The sequence below is a fragment of the Pseudomonas sp. GL-RE-29 genome (assembly GCF_019947275.1).
Lineage (GTDB): Bacteria > Pseudomonadota > Gammaproteobacteria > Pseudomonadales > Pseudomonadaceae > Aquipseudomonas > Aquipseudomonas fluorescens_A.
On record NZ_JAGYGD010000004.1, the window covers coordinates 118002 to 130814 of the forward strand.

Annotated in this window: 11 protein-coding genes; 8 read left to right on the forward strand and 3 right to left on the reverse strand. The window is 58.7% G+C overall.

The genetic code is table 11. The features are described from left to right. Positions 1 to 64: 64 nt before the first annotated feature. The 7 genes from KGB21_RS05320 to KGB21_RS05350 all read left to right on the forward strand — a co-directional run bounded on the left by KGB21_RS05320 (position 65) and on the right by KGB21_RS05350 (position 7915). The gene (locus tag KGB21_RS05320) at positions 65 to 583 is read left to right on the forward strand and encodes an RNA polymerase sigma factor (RefSeq protein ID WP_034147431.1); all 519 of its coding nucleotides are present in this window, start codon (positions 65 to 67) and stop codon (positions 581 to 583) included. Then, a complete protein-coding gene (locus KGB21_RS05325; protein ID WP_223504052.1) occupies positions 580 to 1554 on the forward strand; it encodes a FecR domain-containing protein in 975 nt (324 codons plus the stop codon). The genes KGB21_RS05320 and KGB21_RS05325 overlap by 4 nt, the downstream gene beginning before the upstream one ends. A 248-nt stretch (positions 1555 to 1802) precedes the next feature. After that, positions 1803 to 4238, forward strand: coding sequence for a TonB-dependent siderophore receptor (locus tag KGB21_RS05330; protein ID WP_034147433.1), 2436 nt, complete (start codon positions 1803 to 1805; stop codon positions 4236 to 4238). A gap of 72 nt (positions 4239 to 4310) precedes the next feature. Beyond that, on the forward strand, positions 4311 to 5441 hold the full coding sequence (locus KGB21_RS05335; protein ID WP_223504054.1) for a PepSY-associated TM helix domain-containing protein: 1131 nt from the start codon (positions 4311 to 4313) through the stop codon (positions 5439 to 5441). Then, positions 5438 to 5617 carry a hypothetical protein gene (locus KGB21_RS05340; protein WP_034147435.1) on the forward strand — a complete coding sequence of 60 codons (180 nt, stop codon included), beginning with the start codon at positions 5438 to 5440 and terminating at the stop codon, positions 5615 to 5617. The genes KGB21_RS05335 and KGB21_RS05340 overlap by 4 nt, the downstream gene beginning before the upstream one ends. Before the next feature lie 262 nt (positions 5618 to 5879). After that, positions 5880 to 7172 (forward strand): MFS transporter, encoded by a 1293-nt coding sequence (locus tag KGB21_RS05345; protein WP_223504056.1) that lies wholly within the window; start codon positions 5880 to 5882, stop codon positions 7170 to 7172. A gap of 113 nt (positions 7173 to 7285) precedes the next feature. After that, positions 7286 to 7915 carry a glutathione S-transferase gene (locus KGB21_RS05350; protein ID WP_223504058.1) on the forward strand — a complete coding sequence of 210 codons (630 nt, stop codon included), beginning with the start codon at positions 7286 to 7288 and terminating at the stop codon, positions 7913 to 7915. Between the two features lie 181 nt (positions 7916 to 8096). Here the strand turns inward: KGB21_RS05350 and creD are convergent, their stop codons facing one another. From creD to creB, 3 genes are all read right to left on the reverse strand, one after another. Continuing rightward, positions 8097 to 9467: a cell envelope integrity protein CreD gene (gene creD, locus KGB21_RS05355; protein WP_223504060.1), complete on the reverse strand. Its 1371-nt coding sequence runs from the start codon at positions 9465 to 9467 to the stop codon at positions 8097 to 8099. Positions 9468 to 9627: 160 nt separating this feature from the next. Further along, positions 9628 to 11055, reverse strand: a complete 1428-nt coding sequence (gene creC, locus KGB21_RS05360) for a two-component system sensor histidine kinase CreC (RefSeq protein ID WP_223504062.1) — start codon at positions 11053 to 11055, stop codon at positions 9628 to 9630. Further along, positions 11055 to 11735, reverse strand: coding sequence for a two-component system response regulator CreB (gene creB, locus KGB21_RS05365; protein ID WP_034147440.1), 681 nt, complete (start codon positions 11733 to 11735; stop codon positions 11055 to 11057). Before creB ends, creC begins: the two co-directional genes overlap by 1 nt. Before the next feature lie 179 nt (positions 11736 to 11914). Between creB and KGB21_RS29550 the strand changes: the two genes are divergently transcribed. Beyond that, the gene (locus KGB21_RS29550; RefSeq protein WP_411741325.1) at positions 11915 to 12463 is read left to right on the forward strand and encodes an RHS repeat-associated core domain-containing protein; all 549 of its coding nucleotides are present in this window, start codon (positions 11915 to 11917) and stop codon (positions 12461 to 12463) included. The last annotated feature ends 350 nt before the right edge of the window (positions 12464 to 12813 follow it).

The following is a 12813-nucleotide window of genomic DNA, read 5'->3' on the forward strand; positions in this document are numbered from 1 at the left end:
CCCCGCCTCTGACACAATCGCGAACAATTCTCGTTAGTTAACACTTCCCAAACGGTGATGCTGCGTGTCGTCAGTCCCAAGCCCTCATAGTGAGCTCGTCGGTGCGTTATATCGCGACCATCGCGGTTGGCTATTGGCCTGGCTACGGCGCAACGTCGCTTGCCCGCAACGGGCCGAAGACCTGAGCCAGGACACCTTCGTGCGCTTGCTGGGCCGTGAGGAACTGAAACTGCCACGCGAACCGCGGGCGTTTCTGGTAGCGATTGCCAAGGGCCTGTTGTTCGACTATTTCCGCCGCGCCGCGCTGGAACAGGCCTACCTCACCGAACTGATGCTGATTCCCGAAGCCGAGCAACCTTCGGTGGAAGAACAGCAGATGATCCTCGAAGACCTGAAAAACATTGATCGTCTGCTCGGCAAACTGTCGAACAAGGCCCGGGCGGCGTTTCTCTACAATCGCCTCGACGGCCTCGGCCACGCGGAAATCGCCGAACGCCTGGGCGTCTCCGTGCCCCGCGTGCGTCAGTACCTGGCCCAAGGCATCCGCCAGTGCTACATCGCGTTGTACGGTGAGCCGGTATGAGTCCCGTCAGTTCCAAACCGGTGTCGGCGCAGGTGCTCGACGCCGCCATCGCGTGGCAATTGTCGCTGGATTCCGACAGCCCGGTGGAGCGCGAAGAGTTCGCCAAATGGCACGCCGCCCACGAGGAACACGCGCGTGCCTGGCGCCAGTTGGGCATGCTCGATCAACGTTTCAGCGTCGCCAGCGGTCCGGCCCGCACGGCCCTGCTGCAATCGCGCGAAAGCATTCGCCGGCGGGTACGCAATCTCGGCAGCGGTGTGGCCAGCGTGGTCGCGGTGATTGGCCTGACGCTGTTCGCCGCTGACCGTTACTTGCCGCTCGACTATTGGCTGGCAGACCAGCGCACCGCCACCGGTGAACAACGCACCCTGCGCCTGAACGACGGCACGCTGATCAACCTCAACACTCACAGCGCCGTGGACGTGCGTTTCGACGAGAAGCAGCGGCTGGTCGTTCTTCAGGAAGGCGAAATCCTTGTCGAAACCGGGCATGGCGACGCCCGGCCATTCATCGTCGAGACCCGTGAAGGCAGCATGCGCGCGTTGGGTACGCGGTTCCTGGTCAAGCGTGAAGAACAAGGCACGCGTTTGAGCGTGTTGCAGTCGGCGGTGGCCGCCCATCCGCAGTCGAACCCAGACGAATTGATTCTGCGCGAAGGCCAGCAAATGCTGATCCGCAATGATGGGTTGGGGCCGGTGACCGCGCTCAACCTCGGTGCGGATGCCTGGACACGCGGCATGCTGGTGGTGGACAACGCGCGGCTGGAAGATCTGATCCACGAGATTGGTCGCTATCGCCCCGGGCATTTGGGCGTCGCTCCGGAAGTGGCCGACCTGCGGATCACCGGCAGTTTCCCGCTGCGGGACACCGATCTGGCGTTGAGCGCGCTGTTGCCGACCCTGCCGGTACAGATTGAACAGCGCACTCAATGGTGGGTGACGGTGGCGGCGAAGACTGAAGCCAAGCCCTGAGTACAAGCGAAACCCTGTGGCGAGGGAGCTTGCTCCCGCTGGGTCGCGAAGCGACCCCCTGCATTATCCCGCCAGACCGTAATCGCTGATTTTGCGACTGCTGCGCAGCCGAGCGGGAGCAAGCTCCCTCGCCACAACTGTGCCTGCTGAATTATTAAATCGAAATTATTTTCATCCAGCCCTATCACTTTTTGATTTTCGTCCGGCACCTAGGCAATTGAGAAGTATTCCCTTTCAGGAGCCGCTGTATGTCCCGTTCGCTAGACACCTTGTTGCGCCCCAGTTTGTTGGCGGTTGCCATTGCCCTTTGCACCCCTTTGGCCAGCAGCCAACTGATCGCCGCTGAACAGGCATCCAGCGTTCGTGCTTACAACCTGCAGGCCGCGCCTTTGGCCAATACGCTGAACCAGATCGCCAGTCAGGCCGGTGTGGCGCTGTCGCTGAACCCATCGTTGGCGGCGGGCAAGACGTCGGCTCCGGTCAATGGCCAGTTCGACGCGGCCGGCGCCCTGCGCGAAGCCCTGCGCGGCACCGGTCTGCAGCTCGAGCAAAGTGGTACCGGCACTTACAGCCTGGTGGCCGTGCCCGAGGGCGCGATGGCCCTGCCGGCGACCAGTGTGATTGGTGTGGAAGACACTGAAAGTGCTTGGGGGCCGGTCGAAGGTTATCTGGCCAAACGTACGGCAGCCGGGACTAAAACCGATACGGCGCTGGCCGAGGTGCCTCGTTCAATTTCTGTCGCCACCCGTGAACAGATGCAGGACCGCGCCGTACAGAACCTGGATGACGCCGTCCGCTACATGCCCGGTGTCGTGGCCAGCAGCTACGGCAGTGACAGCCGTGCCGAGTGGCTGAAAGTCCGCGGATTTGAACCAACTCAATTCCTCGATGGCTTGCCGCTGCCCAAGGGCACCTACGCCATGCCCAAAATAGAAACCTGGGACCTTGAGCGAGTGGCCTTGCTGCGGGGTCCTGCATCATCGCTTTACGGTCAGACGCCTCCTGGCGGCTTGCTTGACATGGTTAGCCGCCGCCCCGAAGAACTTGCCAGCAACGAAGTGCAACTGCAGGTCGGCAGCCATGAGCGCAAGCAGATCAGCTTCGACAGCACTGGCCCCCTCGATGACCAAGGGCGTTTTCTTTACCGTGTCAGCGGCGTGGTGCGAGACAGCAACACCACCATCGAGCACACCGACGATAAACGCTACAACATCGCTCCCAGCCTGACCTGGAACATCGATCCCGATACCAAACTGACGTTCCTCAGCCAGTACAACCGTGACGATACCGGGATCACCAGCCAGTTCCTGCCGTTGCAAGGTACCAAGCTGTCTACGCCTGCCGGCGAGGTGAAGTATCACAAGAACCTCGGCGATCCAGAGTGGGAGTTCTACGACAAGACTTACTACGCTTTGGGTTATGCGTTTGAGCACCGGATGAACGACGTTTGGCAGTTCCGTCAGAACCTGCGCTACACCAAAAGCGATCTGTCTTTCCAAGGCATCACCTCTGGCGGGTTTTTCGGTTCGGTCAGTGACGACGGCACCTTGTCCCGGGGCGCCAACGTCGTCAACGAAGACATCAGCCAATTCGCTGTGGATAACAACTTCCAGGCCGATTTCGACACTGGCGTGATCAGGCACACCCTGTTGCTGGGCCTGGACCACCAACGCGTCAACACCAATTACAAATGGCTGTTCGGCAGCGCGCCGACCAGCAATATCATCACCCCGATTTACGGCCAGGACTTCAGTAACGTCAGCTACACCGCGTTCAACGATTACAACCAGAAGACCCATGACACAGGCCTGTACGTTCAGGACCAGATGGCCCTCGACAACTGGCGCCTGACGCTGGGCGGCCGTCAGGACTGGCTGCACACTGACTCGACCTTCTACAACGTGAACGATGCCAAGGACACCCGCGACGATAACGCCTTCACCGGCAACGCTGCCCTTAGTTATGTGTTCGATTCCGGCTTCACGCCGTACATCTCTTACGCGGAGTCTTTCCAGGCTGAAGCCGGTGGTGCGAATGGAGAAGCCTTCAAACCGGGCACTGGCAAGCAATACGAAGTGGGTATCAAATACCAGCCTCCGGGTATGGACATGCTGTTCACTGCGGCGGCCTATGACCTGACCCGCAAGGACATCGTGCTCAGTGACACACTGGGCGTTTCGCGTCCACTGGGTGAAGCCAAGGTGCGTGGTTTCGAACTGGAGGCGACCGGTGACGTCAACGAAAACCTCAAATTGACGGCCGCGTATACCTACGCCAATACCAAGATGACCAAGGTCACCAGCCCTTTGGACAAAAACCGCCCACTTCCACTGACGCCGGAAAACCAGGCCTCTGCGTGGGCTGATTACACTTGGCACACGGGCGTGCTGGATGGTTTCGGACTCGGATTCGGCGTGCGCTATATCGGAGAAACCGACAACATTGCCATCGGCAGCATGGCCTTCGTGCGCGATAAATCTGACGGCCATAGCGATTCGTACACCGTCTATGACGCAGCGGTCCATTACGACCTGGGCCGTCTGAATAGCTCCCTCAAAGGCGTTAGTGTTGCCGTTAATGCCAATAACGTGTTCGACAAGGAATACATCTCGACGTGTGACGGTTTCTATTGCTACTACGGCGACCGTCGCAATGTCTTGGCCAGCGTTAACTACAAGTGGTAATGGCATGACCTGACATGCCCCACGACCTGGCCGCCCTCGAAGGGCGGCTTTGGTGTTTCTGAAGGCTATGAAATGAAAAGTAAAACAATTCGCCGCTGGTCCGCCGTTCACACCTGGACCAGCCTGATTTGCACGGTGTTCCTGCTGATGCTGGCGCTGACCGGCCTGCCGTTGATCTTCCACCACGAGATCGACCACTTGCTGGGCGATGCCGCCGAGTTGAAGCAAATGCCGGCGGACACCCCGCAGCTGAATTTGCAGCAATTGGTGCTGGCTGCTGAAAAGCATCGTCCCGGTGAAGTGATGCAGTACTTCGGTTTCGACGAAGACGAGCCCAATGCCGCGATCGCGATCATGGCCGCCACGGCCGGTACAGAGCCGAACTCTTCCCACACGTTCATGCTCGACGCCCGCACCGGCGAAGCACTGGAGATGCCGTCGGCCAATGGCGGCTTCATGATGCTGATGTTGCGCCTGCACGTGGACATGTTCGCCGGGCTGCCGGGCAAGTTGCTGCTGGCGTTCATGGGGATTTTGTTCGTGGTGGCGATCGTCTCCGGCACGGTGTTGTACCTGCCGTTCATGCGCCGTTTGAAGTTCGCCACCGTGCGCCAGGACAAATCCACCCGCCTGCGCTGGCTCGACCTGCATAACCTGATCGGCGTCGTGACCCTGACCTGGGCTTTGGTGGTCGGCGTCACTGGTGTGATCAGTGCCTGCGCCGACCTGTTGATCGCCGCGTGGCGCAACGACAGCCTCAGCGCGATGGTCGCGCCGTACCGCGATGCACCGCCGCTGACACAACTGGCGCCCGCCACCCGCTTGCTCGACATCGCCAGGGAAGTCGCTCCGGACATGCAACCGGACTTCATCGCCTTCCCCGGCACACGGTTTTCCAGCGAGCACCATTACGCGGTGTTCATGAAAGGCAGTACACACCTGACTTCGCACCTGCTGACGCCGGTGCTGATCGATGCCAACACCCTGCAAGTCACCGCCGTGGCCGAGCGTCCGTGGTACATGGATGCGATGGGCATGTCGCAGCCGCTGCACTTCGGTGATTACGGCGGCATGCCGATGCAAATCCTCTGGGCGACTCTGGATGTGCTGACGATCATCGTTCTCGGCAGTGGGGTTTACCTCTGGGTGGTGCGGCGCAAGGCGGCAAAACCAGTCCTGGAAAAAGCGGAGAGCGTGGCATGAGGCCTCGGCAGTCGAATTTCTGGAAGGTGTTTGCCACGCCCACCGTCATTGCTCTGTTCAGCGCAGCGGGGTTGTTTGCCGCGTTGCTCGGCGATGGCATCTGGGATGCGCTGAGCTGGCTGGGCTTGGGTATCCCGGCCGTTCTTGCCCTGCGCGGCCTCCTCCAACGCCACTAACCTTCACCTGTAGGAGCTGCCGAAGGCTCGGGCCGCGTTCGGACGATCTTTTGATCTTGATCTTAAAAAACAAGATCAAAAGATCGCAGCCTTCGGCAGCTCCTACAGAGTCAAACGCCCCCGCCTGTCGCCTCCCCACGTCACCCCTCTGACATATTTGTTGACACTTTCCCCCTTGCACTTCTATAAAGACGCATGTTGTACGACAACCTACAACAACAGCTGCACCCCATAACTCCAAAAATAAAATGACGGTGATGTGATGAAAGTCAAAGGCATCCGCTGGTGGATGGTCGGTCTGGTGACGGCCGGCCTGATGGTCAACTACCTGGCTCGCAATACCCTCTCGGTGGCCGCTCCCACCCTGATGAGCGAAATGAACATCAGCACCGAGCAGTATTCGCACATCGTCGTCGCGTGGCAGGTTTGCTACGCGCTGATGCAACCGGTGGCGGGTTACATCATCGATGCCATCGGCACCAAAATGGGCTTCGCGATTTTTGCCTTTGCCTGGTCCGTTGCCTGCGCAATGGCGGCCATGGCCAGCGGCTGGCAAGGGCTGGCATTTTTCCGTGGCCTGCTCGGGCTGACGGAGGCGGCGGGCTTGCCGGCCGCGGTCAAGACGTCCACCGAATGGTTCCCGGCCAAAGAGCGCTCGGTGGCCATCGGCTGGTTCAACATCGGTTCGTCGATTGGTGCCGTGCTCGCACCGCCACTGGTGGTCTGGGCGATTTTGCACAGTGGCTGGGAACTGGCGTTCCTGATCGTTGGCGGTCTGGGTGTGGCCTGGACGTTCTTGTGGATGGTGCTCTACAAACACCCGCGCAATCAGAAGCTGCTGGGTGATGAAGAGCGCGAGTACATCCTCAGCGGCCAGGAAGATCACTTCAAAGACCCGGCTACCAAGAAAGGCAGCTGGAAGAAAATCATCGGCAGCCGCAACTTCTACGCCATCGCCAGCGCGCGGATTCTCTCCGAGCCAGCTTGGCAGACGTTCAACGCGTGGATTCCGCTGTACCTGATGACCGAACGGCACATGAACATCAAAGAGATTGCGATGTTCGCCTGGTTGCCATTCCTCGCTGCCGACCTTGGCTGCGTGCTCGGCGGCTACCTGAGCCCGTTCTTCCACAAGTATTGCAAGGTCTCGTTGTTCACCTCGCGCAAAATGGTCCTGCTATTCGGCGCGTCCTGCATGATTGGTCCGGCATGCATCGGCCTGGTCGCCAGCCCGTACACCGCGATTGCGCTGCTGTGCGTCGGCGGTTTCGCTCACCAGACCTTGTCCGGCGCGCTGTATGCGATCACCTCTGACTCGTTCGGCAAAAACGAAGTGGCCACCGCCACCGGCATGGGCGGCATGTTCGGTTACCTCGGCGCCGCAGCATTTACTTTGGTGTTTGGCGTGATGGTGACCAAGATCGGCTACAGCCCGCTGTTCGTGGTGCTGGCGATCTTCGACATCATCGCCGCGTTCATCGTCTGGACGGTTGCCCGTGAGCTCAAACCTCAACAAGCCGGCCCAGATCTTCAAGCTGCAGTTCCAGCCAGCTAAACCACAACCCCTGTAGGAGCGAGCCTGCTCACTCCTACAGGGGAGTTTGTGGTGTTGAGCTATCGGCTCAACACGCTATGCTGCCCGACATTGCCACCGATCGAGACGTTGCCATGTCCGCCCCGAGCATGACCCTGTACCACAACACCCTTTCCCCCTTCGTTCGTAAAGTCATGGTGCTGCTGCACGAAACCGGTCAACAGGACCGCGTAGCCCTGCAAAACTGTGTGCTCACGCCGGTCGACCCGGACCAGGCCCTGATCGACGACAACCCCCTGAGCAAAATCCCCGCCCTGCGCCTGGCCGACGGCAACGTCATCCACGACAGCCGGGTGATCCTCGACTACCTCGACCACCAACATGTCGGCAACCCGCTGATCCCCCGCAACGGCTCCGCCCGCTGGCGCCGTCTGACCCTGGCCTCCATGGCCGACGGGATCATGGACGCCGCTGTGCTGGTGCGCTACGAAATCGTCCTGCGCGCCCCGGAAAAACACTGGGACGCGTACCTCGACGGCCAACGCGACAAGATCCGCCGTGCCCTGGCGCACCTGGAAAAAGACGCGATTGCCGAGCTGACCAGCCATTTCGATGTGGCGGCGATCAGCGTGGCATGTGCCTTGGGTTACGTGGACTTGCGCCATCCGGACCTGGACTGGCGCGCGGCGAACCCGCAATTGGCGGCGTGGTATTTCGAGGTGAGCCAGCGGCCATCGATGATTGCGACGATGCCCAAGGTTTAAATTTTCGCGGATTGTCCCGGCCTTATCGCGAGAAGGCTCGCTCCTGCTTTTGAGCGCGCTCCCCTGTGGGAGCGAGCTTGCTCGCGATGGCACCACAACGAATCTAACGGAAACAATCCGGCAATCAGCGTCGCCAATACCCTTCCCTCCCGCTGGTCTTCGCGCAACCCCAGCGACCGGCTCATTGCACCGCTCCAATATCAAACTCCAATGGCTTGGCCGCTTTCTGCCCAACCCCATACCAATCGAGTTTCCGCGTCAGCACCATGAACACGCCGAGCAACCCGAACAGCAGCAGCGAGCCCATCAACAGCGCGTAATCCTCGGCACTCAACAAGCCATAAAGCAGCCCATACAACGTCGCCAATCCCGCCGAAAAACTCAGCCCGTGTCGCACGCTGCGCAACACGTGACAAACGTAAAACCCGATCAACAACACGCAACCGCTGGCCGACAACAGATACGCCAAGGCAAAGCCGATGTGCTCGGACAACGACAACAACAGCAAATAGAAGAACGCCAGCGCTACCCCCACCAATGCGTACTGCACCGGGTGCACCGCGAGGCTTTTCAGCACTTCAAAAAGGAAGAAGCCAGCGAAGGTGAGGACGATGAACAGCAACGCATATTTGATCGCCCGATCACTCTTCAAATACTGATCCACCGGATCGATAAAGCTCACGCCGAAACTGCGGCTGTTCAGCGAATCGCAACCGCCACGGGAGACGCAGCTGTTCAAAATTTCTTGCAGGTTGGTGGAGAAAAACGATGTCTGCCAGTTGGCGGTGAAACCCTGATCGGTGATTTCGCGCTGCGCGGGCAAGTAGTTGCCGATGAACCTCGGATGCGGCCAGTTGGCACTCAGCGAAACCTTGCTGGTCTTGCCCACCGGCAGGATTTGTAATTGGCCGGTGCCTTGCAGTTTCAAGTCGAAACCGAAGGCCAGTTCGGTGACTTGCTTTGGGTCCACGGCCGGCAGGGTCACATGGACGCCCTCGCCCAACCAGCCAACCTGACTGCCGGGAACGAAGTCCAGGCTCTGGCCGTTGAGTTCGAGTTTTAACGCGTTTTCGATGCCGCGAATGTCGCTGATACCCACGGCCAGAAACGGCTGGTCGAATTGGTAATCGGCGAAGTCTTCCTTGATGCCCAGTTGAGCCGGCAGCGAAAAATGCCCGCTGATGCGGTTATCGGCATGGAACAATCGCGCCTGATAGATGCCCCGCGAGCGCAATTCCGTCTGCACGGCGCCGTCGAGTTCGAAGCGCTCCGGCAGAAAGTACAGGCGCCCGCGCTCCTCGCCGATTTCCTGATATCGCTTGTTGGTTTTTTCGTGGGTTTTCCAGGTGCGCACGACTTTGCGATACGGCACCACCATCAGCGGCCCACTCAATTGCTGGCTGTAACTGGAACTGCGGGCGATGTCTTCGAGCACGCCGTCGCGCAGTTGCTGCCGGTCCTGGATTACCCCGTTGATCATCAGCAACGGGATCAGCAACAACAGAATCAGCAGGGCGATCGCCCCGAGTTTGAGGGTAAGGCTGCGGTTCATGGGACTCTCCCTGTTTTCGATGGGGAAAGTCTGATGGGGCCGTGTGGGGGATTTGTGGAGAGAATGTGCAGAGTGTGTGGAGTTCGGAAAAGATCGCAGCCTTCGGCAGCTCCTACAGGTGCACATCGATCCCAGCAGGCGCTGCCGAAGGCTGCGATCTTTAGCGTATCGAAGGCAAACGCAAACTGACTTGGACACCGCCAACTACATTACCGACCGTAAGACTCCCACCATGCAACTTGACCACTTCCTCGACAAAATTAAGCCCAAGCCCAGTGCTTTTGCGCCCACTGTCAGGGCGAGGCAAAGAGTAGAAACGTTCGCTCAAACGCGGCAATGCATAGTCGGGAATCGGCTCGGCCTGGTTGAACAGTTTGAACTCGACTTGCTCACCGATCCGCTCAGCGGTGAAACGCAGCACGCCTTGAACCGGCGTGAAATCCAGCGCGTTGTCCAGCAGATTGCCCAGCGCCTGACGCAACAGAAACGGTTCGCCGATCAACGCCAGTTCCGATGCAATTGTTTGCTCTACCCGCAACTGTTTGCCTTCAATCCGCGCCGCTTGTGCGTTCAACAGGCCGTCCACCAAAACCGCCAATGGCACCGCTACCCGCTCCTCAAGCCCTTGGCGCTGCTCGACCTGTGCCAGATTCAGCAGCCGCTCGATCAACTGCTGCATGCGCGCACTTTCGCTGTCGATGTTGCCGACAAACCGCTGCCGCTGCGCCAACGGCATTTCGCTTTGCAGCAACTCCGCCGCACCGCGAATCGCCGCCAACGGACTTTTCAGTTCATGGGTCAAGGTGTGCACGTAACGCTCGACGTAGGCCTTGCCTTCAAGCTGCGTGCGCATCTGTTCCACCGCCGTCGCCAATTGCTCCAGCTCGCCGCCACGGTAATGCGGCACTTCGACCCGTCGGCCCTCGCTCACGGCTTGTGCATAAGCGGTCAACCGTCGCAATGCCCGGCTCAACCACCACGACAACAGTGCGCCGAACAATAAGCCAAGGCCGATCAGCCCGGCGCCGTATGCGAGCAACCGGCGTTCCGTGCGATCCACATAAGGCTGCAACGAGCTGTTGGGCTTGGCCACGGTCACCACGCCGATGATTCGCCCGTTGTCGCGAATCGGCGCGCCGACGTGCATCACTGAGGACGTCGCGTCATCGGGATCACTGCGTGTCGAACGCGCGCCATACTCGCCGCGCAGGGTCAGGTAAACGTCGTTCCAGCGCGAATAATCTTGCCCCAGCGCTGCGCCGCTGGAGTCCAGCACCACCACGCCTTTGGCATCGGTGACATAGATGCGGTGGTTGACCTGATTCTTCGGCAAGCCCCAGATGTTCGCCGCCGGTTGTCGCTCACCGTAGGCCCGGAGCAGTTCGGGCCAGCGGTTCTGATTCAGGGTGCCAGCCTTGAAATCATCACGCAGGATTTCCGCCATCAGGTTGGCGGTGTCGACCAGGGTTTCCTCGGTGGACTGGCGCACGCCCGGGCGAATTTCTTCCATCACCGTGTTGAGCACGAAGTAGCCGGTCAGGCCGATGAACAGCACGTAGACCAGAAAAATCCGTATCCCCAACGGCATCAGCTGTGCCCCGGGCTGTAGCTGTAACCAAGGCCGCGATGGGTCTGGATTGGCTCGGCGTCGGCCTTCACCCGTCGCAACTTGGCGCGCACGCTCTTGATGTGGCTGTCGACGCTGCGCTCGTACCCGGCATCGGCGGCCACGCCCAGCGCGTCGAGTAACTGTTCGCGGCTGAAGACGCGTTCGGGCTGATCGAGCAGACATTGCAACAAGCGGAATTCGTGACGGGTCAGGCTCAGCGGCTCGCCGCGATAGCTGATTTGCACTCTTTCATTGTCGATGCGAAACAGCGCAGACGCCGGCTCGGCGACAGCCCGCGGCACCATGCGTTTGAGAATTGCCCGGACCCGCGCTGCTACTTCACGAGGGCTGAAGGGCTTGACCACGTAATCATCAGCACCGATCTCCAGGCCCACCACACGATCGATTTCGCCATCCCGCGCACTGAGGAACATCACCGGTACTTCACTGAAACGCCGCAACTGCTTGCAGGTTTCAAAGCCGCTGATATCCGGCAGACCGATGTCCAGGATGATCAGGTCCGCCGGGGTCTGCCGCTGATGCTCCAGCGCCGCCGCGCCGAGGGTCAGCCACGTCGTGGTGAAACCCTCGCCCTGCAAAGCGAAAATCAGGGTGTCGGCAATCGCCGCTTCGTCTTCGACAATCAGGATATGAGGCATGGCGTCCGGGCGTGGAGGTTGAGTGGGCGAACGGTGACTCAAGGGAGAATCGGCGTCAATCCAGCTGAGCAGATGAATGGTCCGGTCTGTAGTACCTAGCAGTTCTGATAGTAGGCAATGGCTGAAAACGGGTTGATGCTGTTAATCCGCCCTTTCGGAACTGATACGGAGATTGGTCAATGTCTACACACTCGCGCACAACGATACTGTTGGTAACCGATCATCAGCACTCAGTGATAAGTGCCTTGGCCGCAACGCGTCCTCAGTACATCGCCTATACACCTTATGGTCATCGTCCGGCGGAAAATGGCTTGATGAGTCTGCTTGGGTTTAACGGTGAACAACCAGATCCGCTGACCGGACATTATCATTTGGGGAACGGTTATCGGCAGTTCAATCCGGTTTTGATGCGGTTTAATAGTCCGGATAGTTGGAGTCCGTTTGGGGACGGAGGGATTAATTCTTACGCTTACTGCGAGGGTGACCCTAGAAATCGGAGTGACCCAACAGGACATGTATACGTATTTAACGCCTTAAAAAATCCAATATCCAGTATATCCAATCAGTCAAAAACCATTTCACGACCGGACCTTAACCGTAAGCGTGCTGGTTATTCCTCTTCTCCAATCACAGCAAGCGCTTCTACAACGAAAAAAAAATACAACGACAGCATCATCGACATTAAATATCACCGATATAAATACCGCCGTTTCGAAAATTCACCATAGCGAGCCAATTGCTCAAGTCATCGGTAGCTACACGGACAAACTCAATATTGGAAATCTTAAAGAAAGCAAACTTCTTTACACTAACGCACTGAAAAAATATCCGTTCACGCCCCTCCGTAAAACACCGATTATATATGTACCTGATGTAGCGACTCCTCAATGGACAGCCAATGGGCAGCTGGATGTCCATCACTTCGATGTATCGATATCAATTTTTAGGAATATGGCGCCCGTCCATCCTGAAGGTCACAGGTTTTCAGTTCTCGCAGATATACAAGAAATCAGACGAGCTAACTATATTCGGCAAAATACAGGTATAGATCTCCTTAAATAGCTCGTGTAGGTGTCCT